The 25,244-nt window shown below is 40.9% G+C and carries 28 protein-coding genes; 18 read left to right on the top strand and 10 right to left on the bottom strand.

Features of this window, described 5'->3' with window-relative positions; translation table 11 throughout:
• Nucleotides 1–176: 176 nt before the first annotated feature.
• Nucleotides 177–449: an HU family DNA-binding protein gene (locus tag L1D50_RS05925; protein ID WP_128726384.1), complete on the bottom strand. Its 273-nt coding sequence runs from the start codon at nucleotides 447–449 to the stop codon at nucleotides 177–179.
• Between the two features lie 122 nt (nucleotides 450–571).
• On the opposite strand from L1D50_RS05925, the gene L1D50_RS05920 reads away from it, so the two are divergent.
• Both L1D50_RS05920 and L1D50_RS05915 read left to right on the top strand, forming a co-directional pair.
• Complete coding sequence (locus tag L1D50_RS05920) at nucleotides 572–1,141, top strand: inner membrane-spanning protein YciB (RefSeq protein ID WP_128726383.1); 570 nt, start codon at nucleotides 572–574, stop codon at nucleotides 1,139–1,141.
• A 90-nt stretch (nucleotides 1,142–1,231) separates the two neighbouring features.
• Nucleotides 1,232–1,873: a CPBP family intramembrane glutamic endopeptidase gene (locus tag L1D50_RS05915; RefSeq protein ID WP_239965685.1), complete on the top strand. Its 642-nt coding sequence runs from the start codon at nucleotides 1,232–1,234 to the stop codon at nucleotides 1,871–1,873.
• A gap of 70 nt (nucleotides 1,874–1,943) precedes the next feature.
• On the opposite strand, the gene L1D50_RS05910 is transcribed toward L1D50_RS05915, so the two are convergent.
• A complete protein-coding gene (locus L1D50_RS05910; RefSeq protein WP_128726381.1) occupies nucleotides 1,944–3,368 on the bottom strand; it encodes a sodium-dependent transporter in 1,425 nt (474 codons plus the stop codon).
• 221 nt (nucleotides 3,369–3,589) lie between these two features.
• On the opposite strand from L1D50_RS05910, the gene L1D50_RS05905 reads away from it, so the two are divergent.
• The 5 genes from L1D50_RS05905 (at nucleotide 3,590) to L1D50_RS05885 (ending at nucleotide 6,687) form a co-directional block, all read left to right on the top strand.
• Nucleotides 3,590–3,889: a YciI family protein gene (locus L1D50_RS05905; protein WP_128726380.1), complete on the top strand. Its 300-nt coding sequence runs from the start codon at nucleotides 3,590–3,592 to the stop codon at nucleotides 3,887–3,889.
• Between the two features lie 108 nt (nucleotides 3,890–3,997).
• Complete coding sequence (locus L1D50_RS05900) at nucleotides 3,998–4,255, top strand: PepSY domain-containing protein (protein WP_128726379.1); 258 nt, start codon at nucleotides 3,998–4,000, stop codon at nucleotides 4,253–4,255.
• Between the two features lie 2 nt (nucleotides 4,256–4,257).
• Complete coding sequence (locus tag L1D50_RS05895) at nucleotides 4,258–4,932, top strand: response regulator transcription factor (RefSeq protein ID WP_128726378.1); 675 nt, start codon at nucleotides 4,258–4,260, stop codon at nucleotides 4,930–4,932.
• Entirely contained in the window at nucleotides 4,926–6,269 is a 1,344-nt protein-coding gene (locus L1D50_RS05890; protein ID WP_128726377.1) for an ATP-binding protein, read from the top strand. Before L1D50_RS05895 ends, L1D50_RS05890 begins: the two co-directional genes overlap by 7 nt.
• On the top strand, nucleotides 6,253–6,687 hold the full coding sequence (locus tag L1D50_RS05885) for a hypothetical protein (protein ID WP_128726376.1): 435 nt from the start codon (nucleotides 6,253–6,255) through the stop codon (nucleotides 6,685–6,687). Before L1D50_RS05890 ends, L1D50_RS05885 begins: the two co-directional genes overlap by 17 nt.
• Nucleotides 6,688–6,835: 148 nt before the next feature.
• Here the strand turns inward: L1D50_RS05885 and L1D50_RS05880 are convergent, their stop codons facing one another.
• Complete coding sequence (locus L1D50_RS05880; protein WP_128726375.1) at nucleotides 6,836–7,873, bottom strand: AI-2E family transporter; 1,038 nt, start codon at nucleotides 7,871–7,873, stop codon at nucleotides 6,836–6,838.
• Nucleotides 7,874–7,988: 115 nt separating this feature from the next.
• Between L1D50_RS05880 and L1D50_RS05875 the strand changes: the two genes are divergently transcribed.
• The gene (locus L1D50_RS05875) at nucleotides 7,989–8,885 is read left to right on the top strand and encodes a TIGR01777 family oxidoreductase (protein WP_128726374.1); all 897 of its coding nucleotides are present in this window, start codon (nucleotides 7,989–7,991) and stop codon (nucleotides 8,883–8,885) included.
• Here L1D50_RS05875 and L1D50_RS05870 read toward each other — a convergent pair.
• The gene (locus L1D50_RS05870) at nucleotides 8,880–10,226 is read right to left on the bottom strand and encodes a murein transglycosylase domain-containing protein (RefSeq protein ID WP_239965684.1); all 1,347 of its coding nucleotides are present in this window, start codon (nucleotides 10,224–10,226) and stop codon (nucleotides 8,880–8,882) included. The genes L1D50_RS05875 and L1D50_RS05870 overlap by 6 nt on opposite strands.
• A gap of 39 nt (nucleotides 10,227–10,265) precedes the next feature.
• Nucleotides 10,266–10,844, bottom strand: a complete 579-nt coding sequence (locus tag L1D50_RS05865) for an LPP20 family lipoprotein (RefSeq protein WP_128726372.1) — start codon at nucleotides 10,842–10,844, stop codon at nucleotides 10,266–10,268.
• A 216-nt stretch (nucleotides 10,845–11,060) separates the two neighbouring features.
• Between L1D50_RS05865 and L1D50_RS05860 the strand changes: the two genes are divergently transcribed.
• Genes L1D50_RS05860 through L1D50_RS05850 form a run of 3 tightly spaced genes read left to right on the top strand, consistent with a single transcriptional unit; the run spans nucleotide 11,061 to nucleotide 14,293 of the window.
• Nucleotides 11,061–12,683, top strand: a complete 1,623-nt coding sequence (locus tag L1D50_RS05860; protein ID WP_239965683.1) for a hypothetical protein — start codon at nucleotides 11,061–11,063, stop codon at nucleotides 12,681–12,683.
• 4 nt (nucleotides 12,684–12,687) lie between these two features.
• The gene (locus tag L1D50_RS05855; RefSeq protein ID WP_138523921.1) at nucleotides 12,688–13,305 is read left to right on the top strand and encodes a penicillin-binding protein activator LpoB; all 618 of its coding nucleotides are present in this window, start codon (nucleotides 12,688–12,690) and stop codon (nucleotides 13,303–13,305) included.
• Nucleotides 13,253–14,293, top strand: a complete 1,041-nt coding sequence (locus tag L1D50_RS05850) for a hypothetical protein (RefSeq protein WP_235956548.1) — start codon at nucleotides 13,253–13,255, stop codon at nucleotides 14,291–14,293. The genes L1D50_RS05855 and L1D50_RS05850 overlap by 53 nt, the downstream gene beginning before the upstream one ends.
• Before the next feature lie 34 nt (nucleotides 14,294–14,327).
• Here L1D50_RS05850 and L1D50_RS05845 read toward each other — a convergent pair whose 3' ends face one another.
• The 3 genes from L1D50_RS05845 to yejK form a co-directional block, all read right to left on the bottom strand.
• Entirely contained in the window at nucleotides 14,328–14,732 is a 405-nt protein-coding gene (locus L1D50_RS05845; protein ID WP_128726370.1) for a phosphate ABC transporter substrate-binding protein, read from the bottom strand.
• A 10-nt stretch (nucleotides 14,733–14,742) separates the two neighbouring features.
• Nucleotides 14,743–15,819, bottom strand: coding sequence for a porin (locus L1D50_RS05840; RefSeq protein ID WP_128726369.1), 1,077 nt, complete (start codon nucleotides 15,817–15,819; stop codon nucleotides 14,743–14,745).
• A 154-nt stretch (nucleotides 15,820–15,973) separates the two neighbouring features.
• Nucleotides 15,974–16,990 (bottom strand): nucleoid-associated protein YejK, encoded by a 1,017-nt coding sequence (gene yejK, locus L1D50_RS05835; RefSeq protein ID WP_128726368.1) that lies wholly within the window; start codon nucleotides 16,988–16,990, stop codon nucleotides 15,974–15,976.
• A 65-nt stretch (nucleotides 16,991–17,055) separates the two neighbouring features.
• Between yejK and L1D50_RS05830 the strand changes: the two genes are divergently transcribed.
• From L1D50_RS05830 to L1D50_RS05800, 7 genes are all read left to right on the top strand, one after another.
• On the top strand, nucleotides 17,056–17,268 hold the full coding sequence (locus L1D50_RS05830) for a DUF1414 domain-containing protein (protein WP_010374035.1): 213 nt from the start codon (nucleotides 17,056–17,058) through the stop codon (nucleotides 17,266–17,268).
• A 4-nt stretch (nucleotides 17,269–17,272) separates the two neighbouring features.
• Nucleotides 17,273–18,793 carry a DUF3413 domain-containing protein gene (locus tag L1D50_RS05825; protein ID WP_128726367.1) on the top strand — a complete coding sequence of 507 codons (1,521 nt, stop codon included), beginning with the start codon at nucleotides 17,273–17,275 and terminating at the stop codon, nucleotides 18,791–18,793.
• Between the two features lie 65 nt (nucleotides 18,794–18,858).
• Nucleotides 18,859–19,335: a DUF4094 domain-containing protein gene (locus L1D50_RS05820; protein ID WP_239965682.1), complete on the top strand. Its 477-nt coding sequence runs from the start codon at nucleotides 18,859–18,861 to the stop codon at nucleotides 19,333–19,335.
• Nucleotides 19,336–19,500: 165 nt separating this feature from the next.
• Nucleotides 19,501–21,225 carry a bifunctional isocitrate dehydrogenase kinase/phosphatase gene (gene aceK / locus L1D50_RS05815; protein WP_239965681.1) on the top strand — a complete coding sequence of 575 codons (1,725 nt, stop codon included), beginning with the start codon at nucleotides 19,501–19,503 and terminating at the stop codon, nucleotides 21,223–21,225.
• 16 nt (nucleotides 21,226–21,241) lie between these two features.
• The gene (locus L1D50_RS05810) at nucleotides 21,242–22,180 is read left to right on the top strand and encodes a LysR family transcriptional regulator (RefSeq protein ID WP_128726364.1); all 939 of its coding nucleotides are present in this window, start codon (nucleotides 21,242–21,244) and stop codon (nucleotides 22,178–22,180) included.
• A gap of 125 nt (nucleotides 22,181–22,305) precedes the next feature.
• Complete coding sequence (locus L1D50_RS05805) at nucleotides 22,306–22,689, top strand: hypothetical protein (RefSeq protein ID WP_128726363.1); 384 nt, start codon at nucleotides 22,306–22,308, stop codon at nucleotides 22,687–22,689.
• A 112-nt stretch (nucleotides 22,690–22,801) separates the two neighbouring features.
• Nucleotides 22,802–23,410 (top strand): MarC family protein, encoded by a 609-nt coding sequence (locus tag L1D50_RS05800; protein ID WP_128726362.1) that lies wholly within the window; start codon nucleotides 22,802–22,804, stop codon nucleotides 23,408–23,410.
• A 53-nt stretch (nucleotides 23,411–23,463) separates the two neighbouring features.
• Here the strand turns inward: L1D50_RS05800 and mltG are convergent, their stop codons facing one another.
• Nucleotides 23,464–24,435 (bottom strand): endolytic transglycosylase MltG, encoded by a 972-nt coding sequence (gene mltG, locus L1D50_RS05795; RefSeq protein WP_128726361.1) that lies wholly within the window; start codon nucleotides 24,433–24,435, stop codon nucleotides 23,464–23,466.
• A gap of 5 nt (nucleotides 24,436–24,440) precedes the next feature.
• On the bottom strand, nucleotides 24,441–25,214 hold the full coding sequence (pabC, locus tag L1D50_RS05790; protein WP_239965680.1) for an aminodeoxychorismate lyase: 774 nt from the start codon (nucleotides 25,212–25,214) through the stop codon (nucleotides 24,441–24,443).
• Between the last annotated feature and the right edge of the window lie 30 nt (nucleotides 25,215–25,244).

Here is a 25,244-nt window from a genome sequence, read left to right as displayed (position 1 = left end):
GTATTACACAAAGAGGCTTTTGTTGATAAAAATACAATTATTTAGTTTTGATACATTCGTCCCGAAGGTAAAAATTGACGATTACACAAAATGATGAGAACAAGAGGTGGTTGTATATTTTTGCAGAAACTACACTGTTGCAGCGGTTCAACTCGCTGCAACAAGCTGGGATCGATTTACAATAATTTGTCTTTAAGTGCTTTAGCAGGCTTAAACAATACCTTGTTTTGTCCCTCAATGGTGATGGTCTCACCTGTTTGAGGATTACGCCCTTGCTTTGGAGGATGATAACTTAACACGAATGTCCCAAGTCCATTGATTTGCATCTGATCACCTTCTGACAAGCGCTTTTTAGTGGCCTGCAAAATGACATTTAACACCGCCTGTGAATCTTTCTTCGTTAATCCACTAATTTCCGCCATTTTTGTAACTAAATCGCTCTTATTCATGCAAATACCTCTGAACCATTGAATGAGCGCTGCAGGCTATGGGTTTCATCAAAGAAAGTCAATGTTGATGTTCTCTCCGTATCTTGGTAAAACCCTTACAACCAACTTTGTTAGGATAAAAAATGTCATTTTTAATTGAGTACTTACCGCTCATCTTATTTTTTGCGGTTTATAAGTTTGTCGATATTTTTTGGGCAACGGGAGTGCTAATCATCGCCTCTCTTATACAGGTCGCACACCAATACATCACTAAGCGCGAAGTCGCAAAACGTCATTGGATTTTTCTCGCCATTGCATTGATCCTTGGTGGGATGACGATTTTCTTCCATGATGAGCAGTTTATAAAATGGAAAGCCACTATTATTTATGCCATTTTAGGTGCGGCACTACTCATATCTAGGTACCTGTTTAATAAAAACTTAGTAAAAGGTGCACTCGAAGGCGTGTTAAAGTCAGTTGCTGAGAAGGAAAAAAGCGAGATTGATATTGATTTACCAGCCAAAGACTGTGACCAATTAAATCTATTTTGGGCGGTATTACTTTTCTTCATCGCTGGCCTAAACCTTTACATTGCGTACCACTTCTCTCTTGATTTTTGGGTGAACTTTAAAGTCTTTGGTCTAATTGGGATCACCTTCGTTGCACTGCTCTTTACCATGTTTAAAATTCAAAAATATTTACCTGAAGAGTAACCATTCAAGGTTCATCTGCAGCTGCTATAGTTAACGAGTGAGAGCTAACTATAGCGGCTAGTAGCCGTCAAATATTTTGGGGAACCAACCTTGAACGCAAGCCAATACCGGTGGTGTGAACTCGTATTTGTATTCTTTATCCTGCCCATTATCGCTTATCAATTCCGTGATCACCTCAACAATTGGCTTTTTCCAGCACTGATCATTTTAATGGCAGTCTGTACCCATTTATTACTAACCGATCCCCATTTCAAACGCTTTAGGTTAACCACCTTGGGAGAGTTTTCGTCAGTCAAAAAACGGTTATTTACTACCTTTTTCGCGGGCGCGATGTTTTCAGCTATGCTCTATGGTTTGGTTAGTCAAGGAAATTGGTTTTCCCTGCCGCTCAATTCGCCCAGCGACTGGTTATTATTATTAATTGCTTACCCTATTCTTTCCGTATTACCACAAGAGTTAATTTTTAGGAGCTACTTCTTTCATCGCTATAAAAGGATTTTACCGAATAAAAATAACCGAGTTTTGCTAAGTGCATTGGTGTTTGCACTCGCTCACTGCGTGTATGACAACTGGATAGCCGTAGCGTTATCTTTTGTTGGAGGACTACTATTTTCTTATACCTACGCGCACAGCCGCTCACTTGCGGTATGTGTGTTAGAGCATAGCCTATGGGGACTTTGGATGTTTACAATAGGAATTGGGCAGTACTTAGACTCCGGCGTAAAATTTTAGTGGCTTAGTAAAGAATAACATCGGCGTACAATACGCCGATGCCTTCATTTTCAGGATGAGCACCCCTTAGCTAGAAGCCAAAGATACTAAATGCAAAATATTTGGTTGCAACCGTGTTGATGAAAATAGCTAACAAGATCACAGGGATGAACGTAGATAGAGAGAAGTTGATATATTTCTCGGTAAAGCTGCCTATATATCCCTCTGAGCCTTGCGCAAGCTCCTCATTCAAACCAGATTTTTTCCAGCGATAAGTAACGAATAGGCACAGCAACAGGCCGTTCAGCGGTAAAATCGTATCGTAAAACACGTCGTAGATTAGGTCAAAGAAGCTCTTCTGTGCATCGCCATAGTTTATGAAGCTTGTAAGCCAGTCCACCATTCCAAAAGACATAGTAGATAGCACAGTTAGAATACCTGTAGTTAGTGCCAAAATGATCAATGCTTTCTTACGTGAAATACGCTTTTCTTCCATCAAAGTCGCGGTAGGCACTTCGACAATAGAAACGAGCGACGTTATCGCAGCAAAGAAAACTAGTAAAAAGAATATTCCTGCAACGATTGAAGCACCAACATAGCCAATATCATCTTGTAACGCCAATAACAATTTAGGTAAGTAGTCAAAAATCATAGATACTGAAGAGTCAGATAACTTACTTGGATCTGTATTTGGGTTAAAACTAAAAATAGCTGGCAGTACCATCAGACCTGCGATGAATGCTACTAATGAGTCCGTGATTGCGACCATTTTAGAGCTGCCAACAATATCGTCTTTTTTAGAAATATAGGAAGCATAAGTAATCAATATACCCATACCCAAAGATAGCGAAAAGAAAGCCTGTGACAATGCGCCATTCAACACACTCGCACTCATCTTTTCGAAGTCAGGAACGATATAATAACGAACACCTGCCATCGCATTATCAAGGGTAAGTACATATACGACAAGACCAATCAACATGACGAATAACGCAGGCATGAGCAACTTAGCCGCTTTTTCAATGCCTTCTTTCACCCCCCCAACCAATATAAGATTAACGATGACACCCACTATCAACATATAGATAAATACATTGGTATCGTTGATAAAAGTACCAAAGTACTTCGGGGAGGCGAGTACATCTAAGTTACCTAAAGCTGTTTGCGCTAAAAAGCCAAAAATCCAAACGGTAATAACCATATAGAAGACGGCAATCATAAATGGCGTGAGTACCGCCAAGAACCCTGCTATCGACCACTTTTTATCATGATTAGATAACAGTTTATATGCGCCAAACGGGTCTTTTTGGGCTTTCCTACCCATCGCCATCTCGGCCATCATGACAGGTAAGCAGATAAACACCACAAATAGTGCATAGATTAGTAAAAAAGCCCCACCACCATTTTTTGCGGCAGAAACAGGAAAGCCGACGAGGTTACCGATACCAACAGCAGAGCCTGCTGCGGCAAGGATAAAACCTAATCGGGAGCTAAAATGCTCACGGTTTGCACTCATTGCAATCAACCTTATTATTATTTTCTACAAATATCGAAGGACTCTACCAGTCAAGTTGAGTGTTTTTCAAGTTTAAATGACTAATCACTGAAAAACACTGCGTACATTTACTTTTGCATTAAGGCCGTTTTATCATAGTATTGTTAAACGGCCCTGAAAAGCTGACAAAATACGTAAAGATAAATAATAATAACCTAGAAACTAATCCGGAACTAATACTTATGCTTTATATGATCTATTCAACCGACGCTGAAAATTCACTACAAAAACGCTTAGCTGCGCGCCCAGCGCACTTAGCCCGTTTGGAAGAGTTGAAACAACAGGGTCGGTTGTTTGCAGCAGGACCATTACCGGCGATTGACTCGGAAAATCCTGGTGAAGCGGGTTTTACCGGTTCTTTGGTTATTGCTGAATTTGAGAGCTTAGAAAGCGCTCAGCAATGGGCTAGCATAGATCCATACATCGACGCAGGCGTCTATACTGCAAGTATTGTCAAACCATACAAACGAGTTCTGCCATAAAAGTTTGCTAAACGTTAAGTTCAGCAAAGGTTAATTACAAAAGCACTAAATTTGTTTGAGATTTATGAAGTTTAGACACTTAGTATCTATGAAACTGTGGAGCTTAAAATGCGATTGCAACTCACTCTCTTAGCGTTAATTTTGGCGTTCGCTTCGAGTGTAGCAGACGCCAATAGCCGCAATGATAAGAATATAAAAACAATTACAAAAAAAGAAGCTGTTTCTCTAGCACTTGATAAGTACGCGGGGAAAACGCTTAAGATTTCTGAAGAAAATCAGTTTTTTGTGGTAAGAATTCTCCAACCAGACGGTCGAATTGTTGACTTAAAAGTGAACAAAAAGACAGGTGAAGTAAATAAGGACTAAGAATGCGTATTTTAGTTATCGAAGACGATATTCAGCTAGCAGAAAACCTGCGAAATGCATTAGAGAAAGAAAAATATAGCGTTGATTTGTGTCATGATGGTGAGTCTGGATTATTTCACCTAGAAGAATACCCGTTAGATATGGCGGTTGTCGATCTTGGCTTGCCAAAGCTTGATGGTATCGAAATCATTCGTCGCGCTCGTGCAAACGGTATAAAGATCCCTATTTTGATTTTAACCGCTCGTGACCGCTGGCAAGACAAGGTAGAAGGTCTTGATGCAGGAGCTGATGATTACCTTACTAAGCCGTTTCATGTTGAAGAGTTGATTGCGCGCTGTAATGCACTTATTAGACGTAGTGCGGGACAAGCAAACCCTGAGATTTGTATTGGTCCTATTAAAATCCATACTCGTTCGCAACAAGTTTGGGTTAACGACACCGAGCTATCACTAACAGCCTACGAATATAAAGTTTTAGAATACTTAATGGTTAATCCTCAAAAAGTCATTTCTAAATCTGAGCTCACCGAGCATATTTATGATCAGGACTTTGACTTAGACTCTAATGTCATTGAAGTGTTTGTTTTAAGGCTTCGTAAGAAGCTTGACCCTGATGGCACTCTGAACCCTGTTGAAACCCTTAGAGGACGTGGATATAGGTTCAAAAATCAGTGGTAAACAGCTCTCAAATTTCGCTTAAAATAAGACAAGGATTTATCCTTGTCTTTGTGCTTATAATTGCGCTTCCTGCGCTCTTTTTCTCTGTGGGCAGGGCTTACTATTCTTCGTTAGTCGATGCGACCGAAAAAACATTAGAAGCTCACCTCTACTCACTTATCTCAGAAGTCGAATTTGTTTCAAACGGCCTTGAAATGCCCCGAAGCATTTTAGCCCCTGAATTAAATAGACTTAACTCTGATACTTATGCGCTGGTTTACCAAGATAGTTCTTTAGTTTGGTACTCTGAATCTGCAGTGAACTTGTCAATTTCACCTGATTTTTCAGGAAACCAAGCAGGCGCATCCGAGTTTGAACGAGTTGAATATAATGGCGTACTATTCTGGCAACTCAGTCTTACCGTCATTCTCGGTAATGCGGAGCAATCTCAACAAGCTCGCTTTGTTCTTTTAAAGAAAAATGATGCGCTGATGGAGTTGATGTCTGGGTTTAGAAATACCCTAGTCAATTGGATGCTGGTCATGGGTGTAGTGATAGCCGGCTTGATGGCATTTGGCTTTGTCTGGAATGCCCGACCACTGCAACGATTGGATAAAGAAATCAAAGAGATAGAAGCAGGTGAGCGCGATAAGATCACAGGCCTTTACCCAGTCGAGCTATTGACGATTAAATCCGACTTAAACTTACTTTTGGAATCTCAAAAGCGCCAGAAAGAGAGGTACAGAGCCTCACTTAGCGACCTTGCACATGCGTTGAAAACCCCTCTCGCGGTGATTAAATCAAGTCCGCTTGCAAAAGATGCTGATGCACAGGAACAGTTAGACAGAATTAATGTGATGATCGAACATCAATTGAAACGTGCTGCTACTGGAGCGTCCGATACTTGGAAGAAACAAACATCTGTAAAACCTGTACTAGACTCTATATTAAATGCCATGACTAAGGTATATCACGATAAACACATTCAATTTTCGTCAGAATGTGCAGAGGAAGTTGCATTTTTAGGTGATAAAACAGATTTAATGGAAATTCTTGGCAATATTATAGATAACGCTTGTAAAGCCTGTAATTCCTTGGTCGATATAAATGTAAGTGCACCTAAAAAACGCCTACTTATAATCGAAGTAGAGGATGATGGTCCTGGCATTCCTGAACATCGCCGATCAGAGCTATTAACTCGAGGTACTAGATTAGACACTTATGAGGCTGGTCACGGTGTGGGAATGGCAATCGTTTCTGATTTAGTGAAGTCTTATCATGGCTTAATGCAGATTGGGACTTCCAAACACGGCGGTGCGAAATTTACGATAGAGTTTAACCATGAAAAAAATAATTAGCATCTTGTTGGTATTAGGACTACCTTTTTCTTCTTTTGCAGAGGAAGACTTCGAGCTAAAGGACTGTAAAAAACATGAATCAAGTCATCCAGAAAAAGCAAAGAAATTCTTGATGTGTCTTGATAGCAATATCAACCTACTTGAACGCCATCGTCAAACTTGGATCACTAAGCTCTTGCTCGACACCAAGAAGTATCAATCTGACACTGGCAATACCCAGATATTGCCAATTATGGAGCGTGCTCTTCGCAACCAGGAAGAATATATGGAGGACAGTTGTCGGTGGCGATATCTACTGGATATGCCAAACGCAACGCGTTCTGCTACTGCTTATAAAAATTGTAAAATTGCATTTCTAAAAGCACACATCATCGAACTTAAAAGCAGTAAAGTATTGAAAGAAGATTTAAATATCTAACGACATTGTTGATCAAAACAGTACTAGGCTACCTTAGCATCCTGAACTTCGGTTAATTGCAGCCAAAATCCTGTTAGTCAAAAATAGCAACATTCTCGGAAAAGGAGCTGTTTGTAGCTCCTTTTTTCTTTTCCAAGCCTCAGTGTTATTAAGATGTTTTATTAACTGGCTGTTCTGAACCGAGAAGGATTGCCAACCACTTGCCCTCTTCGCTCGTTTCAAGAGCGATTTTCACAACCATGGTAAGCGGCACGGAAAGCAGCATTCCTGCGGTTCCGAGTAACCATCCCCAAAAGATTAACGAGAGAAACACGACTAAAGTGGATAAACCTAATCCACGACCCATAAACCTCGGCTCAATAATATTACCCATCAAGGTATTAATACAAATATATCCAACAGCGACAATACCACTCACCAACGGTCCATGTGTCACTAAAGCCAGTAAAACAGGTGGTACCGCTGCGATGATTGAACCTATATTTGGGATATAGTTGAGTAAAAACGCAACAACCCCCCAAAGCACGAAGTAATCAACATCTAATGCCCATAAAAAAACTGCTGCTACAACACCAGTAGCTAATGAAACAAGTGTTTTAATCGCCAAATAACTATTAATAGAATCTAAAAACCTATCTATTTGCTGCATTTTCATTTCTGGGTCGTCTAGTGCGAGGTGTACTTTGTGACTCAAAGAAGGTGCCTCAAAAAGCATAAACACGACGATAAGCAAAATTAAAAAGCTGTTAGCCATCACACCGCCAAAGCCAGTCAACATATTGGTGGCTAAATCGATTAGCTTATTTGGGTCTAGCATGCTAATGAGTTGTTGTTTATCCAATAAGATATTATAGTCTGCCGCCGTGCTGACTAACCAAACGAACTTTTCTTGTAAATCTTCTTTATACGTAGGTAGTTGTTTGGAGAAATCATTGACAGACTGCCCGACAAGCCCACCGATACTCGCACCAATTAAGAGCACTAGTGCGATTACAATCAAAATAGCCAAACCTTTTGGTATCTTAAAGCGGGCCAAAAACTTGAGCATGGGATTACAGATAATCGCAATGAATGCAGCTAATATAAATGGAACGACAATCTCAGTTGCAAGCTTGATACCTCCTAACACTAAAAATAGCGAGGCCAAAACTACCAGCGTTTTATTAATTCCAGTCAGTGAAGACACAGTTCACTCCTTTTGCTTTTTTACCATTTTAAAACAAACCACCTATAATGAAAACGAGTGATCTAACTCCTTGCTAAAACGTAAGTTTATTTGATTACAATAAAGAGTATACAGAATGAATATATTCATAACAGGTGCAACGGGTTTAATTGGTAAAAAGCTGTGTCAGTTTTTAATACACAAACACAATCTCACGGCTCTAACTCGTTCCCCCTCCAAGTCCGCAACACTATTGCCCAACGGAGTTAACTGTGTCACAAATACCGATGATATTGACTTTAATAAGCTTGATGCGGTCATCAATCTTGCGGGTGAACCAATAGCCGATGGTCGATGGAGTAATAAAAAAAAGCAAGAAATTTACAATAGCCGGATAAAAATCACAGAGCAAATTGTCGCTGCGATAAACACAGCGACATCACCGCCAAAAGTGTTTATTTCAGGTAGTGCCATTGGTTTTTATGGACGTCAGCCAGATGATTTAGCTATCACTGAAGATTTTAAGGATTGTCACGATGAATTTTCGCATAGACTGTGTCGAGATTGGGAAAATACGGCTTTTAGAGCCGAATCTTCCCAAACTCGAGTCTGTATATTAAGAACTGGTATCGTACTTTCAAAGTCAGGAGGGGCTCTGGCAAAGATGTTACCACCCTTCCGACTTGGATTTGGCGGACCTATTGGTTCAGGAGATCAAGTGATGTCTTGGATCCATATCGATGATATGATTCAGTCCATACTCTATATTCTTAAACATGATGAAATCTATGGTGCTATTAACGCAACAGCACCTAACCCAGTCTCAAATAAGCAGCTTTCTCAAGCCTTGGCACGTTCTATCTCGCGCCCTTGTCTATTTACAGTGCCACCATTTGCCCTCAAATTGGCTTATGGTGAAATGTCTGAATTGCTGTTGTATGGACAACGCGTAGTACCAAAAAAGCTACTCGATACCGGTTATCGATTCCGCCACGACGATATTGAAGATGCCTTGAACGCACTTAACTTATAATGTAAGTGCAACCCCCTCTTCTGTCGTGATATAGAGCTTTTCTCGTGTTAAGACTTTATCCAGATAATGCTTGGTTTCATCGTAAGGTAAACCCTTTTCTAGCGCTGCTAGAACGTTATCTGGCGATAGTGAATTAATCACCTTTGCTGCTTTCGTGATTGACCTCGAGTCATCAGCGTTAAACACGCGAGCAACGTTGCCAGCTCCCGTATTATAAGCCGCAATCATGCAATATTTACGACTTAGTGGGTTCTGTATTTTACTCAAATAGCGTTTATCGAGGATATTAAGGTAAGCCGTACCCGCTTCAATATTATTATCCGTCACATATAAATAAGGGGCTGACATTGGTTCATCACGATTATAAAGCATGCGGTTTACATCAACACCGGCACTCGTTGGTACTATTTGCATCAAACCAAACGCAGGAATGTGTGATTTTGCCATAGGGTTAAAGTGGCTTTCGGTATGCATAACCGCAAAAATTAGGCTTGGCTCAATGTCAAAGCGCTTCGCTTGTGAGTTCACTTGGCTCGCATAACGTTCCGCTCGATGTTTAGAAAATTCAGCCTGTTTGGGTAATTTAATAACGATTTCAGATACTACAGTAGGTTCTTTTTTTTCGGTATTACTTGCAGTTTCTAATAACTTTTTCAGGCGCTTTTGTTTTAGTAATTCAAGCTTCTTTTGTTGTTCTTGCTGTTTAGCCTCTGCTAATTTTGTGTCTTCGCCGTCAATGATGGCCTCATCCGTCTGGCGTTCTATGTAACGTTGCTGTTGCTCAAATTGACTATCTATTTGTTTTTTCGCAGCAATCAATGCTTTTGCACGAGCAGCGTTATCAATTTCGCGTTTCTTTGTTTCACTTTGGTCTATTGCAAGCGTATCAGGGTTAAATACATCAATTACTGCTCGGTCTTTCGCAATAAATTCCTTATAGAGAGCTAGAAGTTGAGCCTGAGATACTGGTTCATCTGCTGCATGCCGAACGCTGACCACCAGTTCGTTGGCTTCAAAGTCGACAACCATTCTGGATGATAAATCATCACTGTAGGTGACAAATGCAGCTTGATCAGAAACCGTTATATCTCCCCACTGTTGGATGACGTTATCACGAAAGGCATCGTACTCATCAAAATGCTCTTCGACATAATCAGCAAACTCACTTAATTGCTGGCGTTTATATTGCTCAAACTCGCTCAGTTCTTCGTCACTAGGCTCTGACGCTTGCCAACGTGACATTTTCGCAGACAGCTCTTCAAAAAGCTGGGCTTGACTTGCCATTGCTCCTGGGAGCGCACTTAACGCCATGACTATAAATGAGTATACTGATTTACGCATAAAGCATTCCTTTTAAAATTAAAGCGTGAAATTCACACTTTAATTAGTTAGCCTTGCTATTTCCTTCTCAAGATCCTTTTCCGCTTTGTAAGCTTTAAACTCTTGATATAAGAACTTTTCATCCTGAGGATTTATACTGCGCTTACTTTCTTTGATCAAATCTTTGAAAAGCTCTTTGGTCTGTTCAGGTGATAGCGTCGTCAACGCACAAAAATAATCTTCGCCAGAAATATCAATAACATCTGCTTTAACAATACGAGAACCATTTAATGTTTGTTTGGTCAATTGTTTGGACACAGAACTAAAAGTTGCACCTACGGTGGTATCCCCATTTACATCGCTACGATTCGAAAACGTCTTGTCGAGGCCTTCAACGCGAGTTTCAATTTGCTGGGCTAGCGCAAGACGTGCATTTGCAACCGCCATTTTTTGATCGATTGAAATGTTGCCCGAGTATTTCACACAATCAGCTGCCGCTATTCCGTCTTCGATTGTTGGATTGAGAACCCATTCTGGAATATTAACTCTTGGGCTCGAAGCCGCATCGTCTTTACTTGAACTACAAGCCGATAGCATCCCTATAACGGCCACTGATATGAGTAGTTGTTTTGCTTTCATGTTGGGTTCCTTAATTGCCCTATTTACGGAATAAAATCTATCAAAAAAGTAATTGATTAACAGTAATAAATTGTAAAAACGATTTTTAACAATTTAGTACTTTCAATTCAATTTTTTACTATTTAGCTTATTAGTATATGATTGAACATAAACAACACTGCCACTATAAGAACAAGTATGCAAGGAATGCGATTCCAACTTTATTCACATAAACCAATGTTAAAGCTCTTAATTTTTACAGGTTGCTTGATTCTAAGCGGCTGCAATCTTACGCCAAAAGCCAACAAGCAGGCCATAGAATATGCAGCACAAGGAGATTTTATTGCGGCTCAACAACGCATTGATTATGCCTATAAAAACTCATCTCGTGACGAGCTATTATATTACCTTGAATCGGGCATGTTAGCTCATTTACAACACCATTATGAATTAAGTAATCAACACCTCTCCCACGCAAAAGAAATCATAGAAGCTGCTTACACTGTAAGCATCAGCGACCAACTTTTTTCTGCTTTTACTGGCGCGAGTTACAAAAAATACACTGGCCGCACTTTTCATAAGCCCATGATCCACACGTTAATGGCACTTAATTATGTGTCGCTGGCAAACGCATCTGCTGTAAATCGTGTTGCTTTATATGACTCTGCACTTATAGAGATGCGACAGCTTGACCTATACCTTGCTCAATTACAGCAACGAACAGGTGGTTACATCGACCAACAAAAAACTGGAAATGAAATTGAACAAGTTTTTAAAGCCATTTTTAAGCAACCATTTATAAGCGGTGAACTCGAGTATAAAGACGATGCATTTGCACAGTATTTAAGCGGGATTTTATACGAGCAACAAGGCGAGTTAGATAGTGCTCGGATCCAATATGAGCGAGCAGCAAGCGCGTACCAAAATGGCTTCAGCAAACAGTATAAATTAGGTCAATATGCCAGCCAACAAGCTCAAAAAGATCTGCATAGAATGGTTGCTGATGAAGAAGAAAACTACTTTACATTAGTGCAAAGTCTCGGTGTATCGCCTCAACGTAAAGAATTTAATCTTTACCTAAGTACGGATGAAAAAGCAAAAGCTATTGTCATCACTCCGATCTACTGGGGTACACGAGAGGAACGTCAAGCGCAATTTGCTTGGTTTAATTTAATGTTTGCTGATACCAGTTTATTTGATCTCATCCAAAACTACGCAACTGGAGACTTTAGTGATGTGATATTAGGCTCGGTCACTAAACGCCTACCTCTCGGTGATAAATTATGGCAAAAAGCCGTTGAGGAAGGAGTCATTGATGCACTCAAGTATGGCAGTAGAATATCGGTTACCTATTTACAACCTCATAAGAACAATATCCAACATGTTGCGCTTTTCGCTAACGGACAAAAACTTACAGAATTACACCCCTTTTATTCGGTAAACTTACTCACACTGTATGACGCGCTAGGTAATGCCAATATGGAAATTTACACCGCTATTTCTCGAGAAGTGTTAAAAGCAGTCACAGCAAGTCAGGCTATAAAGCAAGTTGGCATCCAGCAGAACACGCTTTTGGCAGGGCTTGCTCAATTGACAACTTCTGTCACCAATGCCATTACAGCAGCGGCAGATACTAGACAATGGCAATCACTGCCGCGAGAGATTCGAATTGCGCGGGTGAAATTACCTAAAGATACCAGTCATCTTCAATTACAAACCCAATTGAGAACTGGTAGAGTGATCATGCAAGATATTCCGCTGGGTCGAAGTGCGCCTTTGATCAGCCACATTCGTACTTTCACCAGTGTAGCTGAACCGGAAAAACAACATTATTTATCATCTTTAACTAACATGGACTGAATACATGAAGCCTAAATTTGCAGTTAAATTAGTTGTCCCGATGCTCATCGTGTCTAGCGCAGCGATGACAGGTTGTTCCTCAACAACCAAAGTGAGTCGTGTGGACACCAATGAAGAAATAGCGCTTTCAGATAAATGGAATGCCAAAGACTCTCAGTTAGTTGCTGAAGCAATGATAAGCGATATGCTCGGTTTCCCTTGGGTACGTGAACACCGTGCCAAAGAAGGCACTCGACCCGCTATCATTATTCAATCTGTTCGTAACAAGTCGCATCAGCATATTGCAGTTGACACCTTTTTGAATGACCTCAAGCGCGCCATATTGCGAAGCGGGCAAGCTGACTTCGTCGCAAACCGCTATGTACGGGATGAAATTCGTGAGGAAAGACGAGACCAAGAGCTCAATTCAAGCCTAGAAACTCGTAATGAGATCGGTCAAGAACAAGGTGCTGATTATGCACTATCCGGCACAATTAACTCATTTGTTGATGAACAAGGTGGCAGTCGAGTCACTTTCTATCAAGTAGACCTTCGACTAATAGACATGACGACTAACCGAGAGGTGTGGAATGGACAGAAGAAAATTCAAAAACTTCAAGAGCGCAGCGGGTATGGTTTCTAAGCGCCTAGCGTTATCTTTGTGTATTCTACTTGGCTTATCTGCTTGTCAGTCTACAAAGCAGGCTATTGCAAAGGAAGATAGCTTACCCAATTGGACCATACAGCAGCCGAGTTCCGATTACCTTGTTTATGGCGTTGGTTCAGCGAGTCATATTGTAGATAGGACAGAAGCCAAGCTTGCTGCCCAAGAGGCAGCAAGATTGGCGATTGCCAAACAGTTAAATGTAGAAATAGAAGGAACGACACAAGTTGCTCAAAGCCAGGCTAATGGCGATTTTTCGTATCGAGTGGATGAGATTTTATATTCTCGAGTCCCAAGCATACAATTACAGGGGATCAATATTGAGCAGGAGTTTTACTCCTCAGAGCAAAAAACGGCCTATGCCCTTGCCTCGTTTAACAAGGTTGAGTCAAGAATGCACGCTGAGCTTGATATTAGACAGCTTGATGAAGAGATCAGTAACGCGACGATTTCGGCACTGACCAATTCAGAAAAATTAAAAGAAGCGATGGCAATTAAACGACTAATTGCCAAAAGGCGTAAAGCAAACGAATATCACAGGCAATTAGGCGGCGGCAGTATTGTCATACCAACTTCTGTGAGTGACAAAAACAAAATGCTGAATGATTTTATTCAGTCATTAACTTTTAGTATTTCATCAAAGCTTTGGGGGCAGGAGTCTATCCGCAACCAGTTAGCCGAAAGCTTGACTAAGCAAGGTCTTACTGTTGTGGGTGAAAAACAAAGTGCAGACTTTCAAATTGACTTTAGCGTAGATTTCGAAGACGTAAAGAAAAACAGCACTTATTATGTTTTTGCCAACTCGAACTTAACACTCATGGAAAACGATAAAGAAAAGGCGCATGTATCTGCACAAATAAAAGCAGCGTCTAGTTTTGAAAACATGGCTAAGTCCAATGCTGAAGCAAAGTCAGCGAAAATGCTAAGCAAAAAGCTGGCAATGTTAATTATTGATAGCAAAATCTAAAGAAAGGCCCTTTTAAAGGGCCTTTCTTCTCTTTCTAAAATGATTTCACCACTTTAACGCTGCCATCTGCGGCTCCTGAAGATACAAAGCCAATTAAATTAGGGTTACTCGCAACGAGTTTAAGTACCTCAGCATCATCCGCAGCTTCTTTTGGCGGTGTCCCTTTTCCAGTAAATACTAATTTTGACCAATAAGCTTTAAGCTGACTCGATGACTTGTTAAGCACCTTTTCATTAAACTCATCTGTTACCGCCGAGCCATCAGCCTGCGTTATCGGAAGTGCTTTAGAGCCATCGGAGAATGACTTTGATTTACCGATAAAAATTTGCTTAATTTCGTTTTCATCAAGTGTAGAAGTATTGGCTGGATTGACAATGACATCCACGGCGAGGCAACTAAACGAGCTGCAAAGTAGAGTAAGTAAAAATAATTTTTTCATGCTTCTCTCCTTAAAATACCATGTCGATGCCAATTGTAATGGCTTTACTATCACCCGCGACCGCTAGACCAACGGAGTTATCCTCCACCTCATCGTACTGAATCTTAAAAGCGGCGGAGGAATGGAAATCCCAACGTACTCCAAACGAAGTGGTTTCATGGCTTTCAGCATCCTCGCCCTCCCCTTCAAAATCTGCGTAGGATACGAATGGCGTGATATTGTCAAAGCGGTAACCCAATGTCAGCATCTTAGTGTCTAGATCGCCATCCAAATCCAACCGATTTAGCTCTGATAAAATAAAGAAATTTCCCCAGTCTGCATTTACTGCCAAACCGTAAAACTTACCATCTCGTTCATCACTCCCCTCCCATAAGACGGGCTCTCCTGAACGATATCTCTGGTTGGTATAACGCATGTGAGTTAAACGCACTTCAAGCCAATCATTACTGGTTTGAATTACACCACCTAAGATGTCTTTCCAGATTTCTCTAGTTGGCTCTTGAAAGAAAAACTCACTCAACAGCTTATTGTCATCATCGTCTTCTTTACCAGCGTATATATTCCCGCTTAATGACCAGTCGCCTACACTGCCGCTGTAGAGCATATTGATGCCATTGTAATTAAAGATTTGCCAGGTGTAATTGTCCGCGGGTGCACGCATCCAGATATAGGCGTAACCCACATCATAAAAGTCGGAATAGTAAAATAGCGGTAAGCGCTTTTTACCTGCTTGAAAAGTCCAATTCTCATTAATCTCATAGGACAAATAAGCCCATTCAAACTTTGCATCAAAATCATCTGCGCCGCGCGCAACAATCTGGCCAGTAACGCTTAAGCCTTCGGTTAGATCAGCACTAAATTGAAGACCCATCAGTGTTTCAGGTTCAAATGAGATATCCTCGTCGTAAACACTGACGATAGGATAATCGGCAAGAAATATTGGATCGTTTATTCCGAATTGTGGAACACCGCTTCCACTCAGCACCTTACCTGCATTGATACTTGCGAATCCGGAAAAGTTAACCTCTGCATGCCCTGAAAAACAGGCAAGGCAAAGGGTACAACCTAAAGCTAGTTTCATCTTCATTATGATTCATCCCAATTGCTTGTTCTACAAGTACTACATTGCAAGTATAGTTAAATTTAAAAAAATGCTAGCAAAAGCAGCAAATTGATAAAAATATTTGCAGAAAAAGGGATGAAATGGGAACAAAAAAGCAGCTTTCGCTGCTTTTTATAAACTAAGATTCGTCATTATTATAATAACGTTCAATTTGGTCCTTCAAGTTAGGCGGCACACCTTTAATCGTGAGCGTATCGCTCGTAGCGTCATAAATAACCCGCTCCCCCAAATGCTTACGCTCAAAGCCAACGCTTACTCCACCGCCAAGCCCGGAGAATTTCACCATACTCGTTACCGTCTTTTTATCGACAGGAAAACTTTCTTCTAGCTCGTAGCCCTGCTCTTTATAAAAATCTTCAAACTTTACGTCTGAAGACTTAGAAAGCGTCTCAGACAGTGTATTGACATCCGCGTCCTCGCCGCTTGAAACACAGTCGTTACAGTAATCAAAAATCTCCTTGCGAATGTCGTCCTTTTCAGACTTTTCATATTGCTGTGTAGACAAATAATCCTCAACCGCGTGTAACATAGTTTGCGATTGCTGTTTAGGGTCTATCCCCTCTTCACAACCAAGAAAATCTAAAAAGAAATCAGCAACTTTTCGACCCGCGCGCCCTTTAATGAAGGAAATATAACGGTTTTCTTCTGCGGCCGTATCCCATGCATCTAAATCGATTCTCGCAGCCAATTGCATACGTGAAATATCTAAGTGTTTTGCTGCGGATAAGTCTAAGTCTGAGGTAATTGTATAATGTTCTTTAATATTAATCAGTGCAATCATAATAAAATTGCTGGCAACATACTGATAATGACAAAACACTAAATACCCAGTTTCATGAAATGCATATTTATTAAGCTCTTCTTTAAGCACATTGGTTGCTTCTTGGGTTAAATTCCAAAAGTTAAGCTCATTATTTCTATAACTCTGCATCGCAGACGCGACCACACTGCTTTTTTCGCCGCTAAAAGCACAGAACCCTTTACCCGGTTTGCCATTGTAGGCATGATGCAATTGTTCAATGAAAACATTAACTTTGTCATTGATTTGCATTTCATCATCACGTAGATGTATTTCGGTATCTTCGTCTTGTTTGTCTACATAGTGAACAACTAGTTTTTTTACCTCAACGCTCATCTTTGTTTTTCACGCCTCTAATGTTAAAATGTAAAAATTATTGCTTTTATAAATTGAACCAACTGATGCCTATCCAATCAAAGTATTCCAATAAACAAGTAGAAGAAATTGTTGACCAATTAGTTAATGTATTAAGCTCGCAAAACGCACCAGTTGATCTCAGCTTAATGTGTTTGGGTAATTCTATCACGCACATTCTAAAAGAACATGTTCCAGAGAGTAAGAGACAATCTGTTGCCGAAAATTTTGCCAAAGCACTTACACAATCAGTAAAGTAACGGAATGAATCTTACACCGCACAGCCCTTTTTCATCAAAAGCAAGTCAATTACTCAGCTGGGGACACTGGTTTACCTTTGCCAACATTGGCTTGGTTTTATTGATTAGCTCAGTTTATTTGTTCGCCGACAAAGCGCCAAGTACCTTTGTCGGTTGGTTTTATATGCTGATCACGTGGATAAGCCATACCAGCTTTATCACTTTTTGTGCGTTTGTATTAACTATCTTTCCGCTTAGTTTAATATTCCCTTACCCGCGACATATTCGCGGGATGGCTGCAATTATTGCCTCGGTTGGTATTGTTGTACTAACAGTAGATGCCTTTGTTTACCTACAACTTGGCTACCATATAAACCCAGCTTCGCTTTCCGATATTTTTGTTTTATTGTGGGAAACCTTAGTCGGATCATCCCTAGTTAATCTCATCATTACCATTGCAATACTTGGACTGGTGCTCACTTTTGAACTACTCGCAGGCAATTATGCTTGGCGTCATTTGGCTGAGCTTAAGTCCTATAAATTTCCTCGTTATGCAACGGGCACCATTGTAACCTGCTTTGCGCTAAGCCACAGCCTGCACATTTGGGCTGATGCGAATGCCTTTTTCGATATCACTAAGCAAGATAATGTATTACCCCTCTCTTATCCTACAACCGCAAAGAGCTTACTCGCCAGACACGATTTACTTGATATCGAGCAGTATGAGGAAGCGCACTCACTAAGCATTGGTGATACGCATTCAAAATACAAAGCCCCTGTAATTTCGGCGGTATGCAAAGAAAAGAAAGATACTGGTGAGCAACCTATCTATATTTATGCTTATACAGATCAGGCACTGTTCCAAAAAACAGCAACAGCACTTCAGAGCAACGGTAAAAATAACGTGTTCCGAATGGATTCTGTGTTACGTGCAGGAAATAGCAGCGATGCGCTATTCAGCCTGATATACGGTCTACCGAGTTATTATAAAGAGTCTGTCATGCTGCAGCAGCAAGTTCCGATATGGTCAATTAATAATGACTTAATGAGTGTTAATGCTAGCGGCGAGTTCTCTTTTGTTCCTTCTCATCAAGCAAGTAAATTAACAATCGTTGAAGTAAGCGACGAAATTGACATTGATAGTTCAAAGCCGTTCGTAGTAATTGATATTAGTGCGCAGCAAGCGACGGTATTAACCAGTTCTGCGGTAACGAATATTGAACTGTTTGCTCAGGCTTCTGGTCTTGTGCAGCCCAATGACATCACCTACACCCTGTTAAGCTCTTATCTAGGCTGCGACTCCCTTGCTCAACAAAGTATGCTGGCATCGAACATTAAAACTCGCTCTCATGCAGAAGGCGTTAACTTTACGCAGGGTGTCTTAGTTGCCTTCAAAAAAGACAAAATCACCTTAGTCAATCAAGATGGTAGCTTCAAGCAGATGTCAGCGAAGGAGGGCTTTGTTTTGAACGGTAATTTAGATATTCCATTTTTAATCCAAAGTATTAAGACATTAAAAAAATTCACGGCTCCTGAAGCACAGTAACCTTGAACAAAGCTAGATCTCATCTATGTTTAACTAGATATTGACTGTTACTGCAAGGATGCCAGATGCAATTGTATCTTAAATTACTTACACTGATTTTTATCTGCTCACCTAGTTTCGCAACAACAACGGTGCACTACTACAAATGTACCACCGACAGAGGCATCGTTTTTAGCCAATTCCCCTGCTCGGCTAATGCGACCCAGCATACGATAACCACATCCGATCCTAAAGCCTCGGCTCCCTCAGAACAGCATTATAAAACGCTAAATAATTTGGAACGTAACCAAATTGCAAAAAGAACAAAGCGTGCACTTAGGGCCAAGCACCATGAAAAAGCCATGCTCAACCGTAAAAGAGATACCGCGGTTAGAGAGCAACAAGATAAGTTAACTAAGCTGATGAACGAAGACAGGCGAAAAAAGGTCGTCAGGCAAGTTAAAAAAGAAATAAAAGCCATTAATAAGGCACATGCTAAAGCGATAAAGAGCCTAGAAAAAGAGATTTCAAAATTAGAAAAGCAGCTAAAAGCATACGAGTAATATCACCACATTGATTGCTTTGGAGGATCACGCTTTATCAATAAGTACGCCAAGTTTGATAATAAGAATTAAGCGAATTGGTAGAACTGGTATTACCAGATGACTTTTTCTACATTACCTTGTAAAGTGAAACCACTCAGCGTGGATAATTTATGAGGGATGTAGATGCAAGCACAGCAATTGGCGGAGCGAATTTTATCAGGTTTCCAAAACCACTATCACGCATTTGTGGAAATTACCAAATTGGCACCTATCGCTTTTGCTTCGCAAAATTGGGGAGAGATAGAAAGAATAAGTAAAGCGAGGATCAGCCAATACGACAGTAAAGTTGATGAGACCGCACAGAAGTTGATACAACTCTATGGCTCGACGCAACTGAATGAATCGCTATGGTATCAAGTAAAACAGGCTTACCTTGAACGCCTCACCTTTCACCCTCAACCAGAGCTTGCTGAAACTTTCTATAATTCAGTTTTTTGCCGCCTTTTTCATCGCCGATATTACAATAGTGACTTCATTTTTGTTGAAACCCAACTTGCTAACGCCACATCGCTCCCTGTAGAAGCTGAGTATCGAAGTTATTTCCCAGTCGTCAATGGTCTGAAGCCAACCATCAAAAAAATCATCGAACACATTGACTTTCATTGTGAATTTGAAGATTTAGATAGAGATATTCGACTACTCGTTAAGGCGTTTCTTAAACAAGCACCTAACACGCATCATCAGGCGCACTTAATGCGCTTCGATATCCTCAGCGCACCTTTCTATCGTAATAAAGGTGCCTATATTGTCGGCCGAGTAGTATCTAAATCTGGTGTACAGCCGTTTATCATCTCGGTATTACACGCACAAACAGGGGGCTTACTGATTGATGCGCTACTTACCAACAGCTCACAAATGCGGGTGATTTTTGGTTTTGCGCGTGCTTACTTTTTAGTAGAGACCCATGCCCCATCTGCGTTAGTTAAGTTTTTAAATCAACTCATGCCAAATAAAACAAAGGCTGAGCTTTATAATGCCATCGGCTTTCATAAACAGGGAAAAACCGAATTTTATCGTGAGTTTTTACACCACTTAGCGAATTCTGAAGAACAGTTTGAAGTCGCACCAGGTACACCCGGTATGGTGATGATGGTATTCACTCTGCCAAGTTTTCCCTATGTTTTTAAAGTGATCCGTGACCAATTTCCAGAAAGTAAGCCATTTACAAAAACAACCGTTTTAGAGCGCTACCAACTCGTAAAACGCCACGATCGTGTAGGTAGAATGGCAGATACGATTGAATATTCCGATGTGGTGATCCCACTTGCACGTATTTCTCCAGCTCTTTATCAGCTATTACTGGATTCTATCTCTCAAAGTATACGTATTGAGGGGGACAATATGGTGATAAAACACTTGTATATTGAGCGCCGTATGACACCGCTCAACCTCTTTGTACAGCAAGCCGATGAAGAAACGTGCGAGCAAGTTATTAGAGATTACGGCTATGCGCTTAAAGAAATGCTCGCTGTAAACATTTTTCCAGGTGACATGCTGTTAAAAAATTTTGGCGTGAGCAAACATCATAGAGTTATTTTCTATGACTATGATGAAGTACAATATCTCACGGAAATGAACTTTAGAGCACTGCCAAAACAAGGGCTTGATAATATGTATGACTCTGCGGATATTTCCAGCGCGCCACAAGACGTCTTTCCTGAACAGTTGTGTACATTTGTTCTGACAAATCCTACACTAAAGGAAATGTTTCTGCGCCATCATGCTGATTTGGCTGAGGTGTTGTTTTGGCAGCAAGCACAACGAGATATTCGTGAGAGAGTCGTAAGACATATTTACCCTTATCCACGTGAAAATCGTTTTCTCCAAGATGCCAAAAAAGAAGAATAATATAAAGGAAAACTGAGTGAACATTAGTAAAATTGACCTTAACCTGCTGGTTTACCTCGATACCTTGCTTCGAGAATGCAACGTAACACGTGCCGCAAATCAATTAAGTATTACCCAGCCAGCAATGAGTAATGGTCTTAAGCGCCTCAGAAACCTCTTTAATGACCCTATTTTAGTACGTACCAGCGAAGGCATGGTGCCGACAGAGCGCGCACTTGAGCTGCAGCCTGTGATCCGTGGCATACTTATGACTTTAGAGGAAACCTTAGCCCCTAACAGAGAGTTTGAGGCAGCGAGTAGTAATCGAGTATTTCGAATTATGGCCAGTGACTATGCCGCGAGTACACTTGCACCGAAACTCCTGAATAAACTCCATGAAGAAGCCCCAGATACGACCCTTGATATTCTCACGCCGAGTGATGTTACATTCCATGATGTGGAAAATGGCAAGGTAGACATGGCAATTAACCGCTTCGAAAACTTACCGCAATCGTTCCACCACAAACGAATTTGGAAGGATAGTTTTTGCTGCCTCGTAAAATCCGACAACCCAGTTATTACCAACTTTACGCTTGATGCCTATTTAAAGTCTCGCCATATTTGGGTAAGCAAAACCGGATTTGGTGTTGGGGTCGGAATGGATCCCGCAGATGTACAGAAGCTTGGCTGGGTTGACGAGGCGCTTGCACACTTTGGAAAACACCGAAACATCGCGACTTTTACGCGTAATTATCACGTTGCAATTCACTTAGCAAAAGAGCAGAACTTAATTGCAACATTGCCATCGAAAGCCGCGAATATCTATCGTGATGATCCGACTTTAGCCGTGCTAGAGCCACCTTTCCCAATTCCACCGTTTGAGTTAGATATGATTTGGAGCCCGTTATTACACCGTGATGCAAGTCATATTTGGTTGAGACAAAAAATTGCAGAGGTAGCTGAAGAGCTTACATAACGACATAACAGGCCTCGGATTCGGACAAATAATGAGCCGCTTTAGCTCAGTGCGCTTTTTGAAATTGGTATCGCCAGCTAATTGAACTATCCTTTTATTTATAAGCATAAAGGGTGCAATAGAGCATGGCGAAATTCTCTTATAGAGCAACAGTTGATAGTAAAGAGAAACTTATCCACGCAGCCGCATACGGGGAATGCGTGGAAGCCAATATCATCGAGATGTATAAAAACTTAGGACTTGCACTTAAGTCGAATCAGCTAAAGGGTCTGGTTATCGACGTATCTCAATTACATATCACTTACGACTACCCAAGCGTACTAAGCGTTTTACAAAAGCTCAATCAATTTGTTGATGGGATCACCCTAGCCCGAGTTATTTCTCCCTCAGACACCAAAAGTGGATTAATTGAAGCATTTGCTGACAAGCACGGCTTAGCGATTAAGAACTTCGAGAACTACAACGATGCGGTGGCTTGGGTACTTACCATGAATGCAAAAAATAGTTGAGTAAGCATTCAGAGTCAGGTCATGAAACCAGTGATATTATTTGATGTTGGTCTATAACAGATAGCCAATCATAAGCAATTTGTGAACAACCTTTATTTCATAATAGGAAACTATGGAACAATATATCTCAACGTTCATTTTTTTCTTTGCGGTCATCGACCCCATTGGCACCATTCCGGTATTTATCGCAACCACTACTGGCTTTGATATTGCTACAAAACGAAAAATAGCGGTTAAGGCAACACTGGTTGCTGCCATTGTGTTACTGTTTTTTATTATTGCTGGCGAAATTATTTTAAATGCCATTGGTATTCCCCTACCAGCATTTGCGATTGCTGGCGGCATCGTACTTTTCATCTTTGCCATGACAATGATTTTTGGCGAGGGTAAGCCAAGTGAAGAGATTAAGTTAGACAGTAAAGCATCAGACACCGCTATTTTCCCTTTAGCAATGCCTTCGATCGCAAGCCCAGGGGCAATGTTGGCTGCCGTTTTGCTTACTAAAAACAGCGAAAACAATGTATTTGAACAACTCCAAACATCGCTTATTATGCTCAGCGTATTGGCTATCGTGTTGCTATTTTTACTGGTTGCGACAAAAATTCACCAATGGATTGGTGATAGTGGCGCAAGTATCGTCAGCCGAGTAATGGGACTTATTTTAGCTTCCGTTGCGGTATCTAGCGTATTGGCGGGTATTAAAGAATATTTTATGTTGTAATAGAGAGTAACGAGAGAGCTAGCCCTCTCTTCAACGCCAGCTATCTTTCAAAGTCACTGTTTCAAAATAAATTTCTTCACCGCTTTATTGTGCTCAGACAATGTTTTCGAAAAGTGGTGCCCACCATCTCCTGACGCAACAAAATAAAAATAATCGGTTGTTGCGGGATTAAGTGCCGCATGGATAGCAGCACGAGACGGCATTGCAATGGGGGTCGGTGGTAAGCCATCAATCCGATAGGTATTATATGGCGTCTTTTTACGGATATCTTCACGTTTAATGTCACCATCAAAGTGCTCACCAATACCATAAATAATGGTTGGATCTGTCTGTAAACGCATGCCCTTACGTAAGCGATTGATAAAAACGGAGGCTACTTTATCTCTTTCTGCGACTACGCCCGTTTCTTTCTCAATAATCGAAGCCAAGATCAAGGCTTCATAAGGCGTGTTTAAAGGAAGATCTGGCATCCTGTTTTGCCACTCCTGCTCAAGCACACTCTGCATTTTGGTATGGGCGCGTTTAAGTAAGCGCAGCGCTGAGTCATTTCCATGGTAATGGTAGGTGTCGGGGTACAACCACCCTTCAGCTGAACTTTGCGCTATATTCAGTTGTGCTGCCAGCTTATCAATGTCTTGCGTTAAGTAAGGGGCACTAAGGAGCTTGTTTTTGACTTCCCAAATGGGCATCCCTTCAATGATTGTAAAGCTAAAGTTGTGTTGCTCTCCACGACTAATTTTGCTGATGGCATCCAGCACAGTTAGCCCTTTAAGATCGTAAAAGCCCGCTTGTAACGCGAATAACTTAGGCTCTAACTTACTATAAAGTTGATAAGGAAAGCAGTTAGATAATGCCCCGCTACGCTGCCATAGCTGACAGAGCTGATTAAATGTTTGCCCAGCCTTTATCTCAACTAATGACTCAGAGATATTAAGTGGTTCAAATTTAACCTTATTTATTTGCTGAGATAACCACCAGGACGCTGCTGCTATCAAAAATGCGACTATGATAAACAGTTTTTTCATTTATATTACTTCCCTAAAAATCGCCTTTTCAATTCATGTAAGTAGGCGATATCGAAATGTTTATTCTCAATTCTTACTACAGGTACCAACTGCATTAAACTATTACAAATAAATACGCCATCAGCTGCTTTTAACTCGTCAAAAGCAATTTTTTTGACCCTAATATCATGCCTACTTTCAAGTGCGGTTAAGAATACGCCTTTAATGCCTGAGCCACTAAGATCTGGTGTATACAGCTTGTTTTCTTTAATCATGATGATATTTGCCGCTGACGCTTCAATCACCATATCATTGATATCCATCACAATAACATCGTCGCAAACCAATGTCTGTGCATCTTGTTTAATAAGTACTTGTTCTAACCGATTCAGTGTCTTTAATCCAGCTAGTAATGGCTGAATACCCAGTTTAACTCGGCTTAATGCGACCTCAATCCCATTTTGCTGCCATGTTTTATAGTGTGAAGGAAAAGGTAAGACCTGAATACTCACACTTGGCTGAGGCGTCTCAGGAGCTTGGTAACCGCGGCCCCCGCACCCTCGAGTGATAAGGATCTTTAGCACCGCTTCCGCTTTATCTTTAACTTGCTCTTGAGCTAAAGACTCAATTTTATCTAATCGTAACTCGGGAAAGTCCAAGCGCTGCTGACAGAATGTCAATCGCGCCTTGTGAAGTGGCCACAAGTCAATATTTCCATCACGGACTAACGCAGTGGTAAAAAAACCGTCTCCATAGGCCAATCCTCTGTCAGTGTTAGAAAAAAGCTGCTGATTATCCACATCGCTTTCCTTTTAAGGGTATTCACAACA

It is taken from the genome of Pseudoalteromonas sp. Isolate6 (genome assembly GCF_022398435.1).
Taxonomy (GTDB): domain Bacteria; phylum Pseudomonadota; class Gammaproteobacteria; order Enterobacterales; family Alteromonadaceae; genus Pseudoalteromonas; species Pseudoalteromonas galatheae.
Note: the sequence above shows the minus strand (reverse complement) of the source record. Positions and strands in the feature narration are given on the sequence as shown.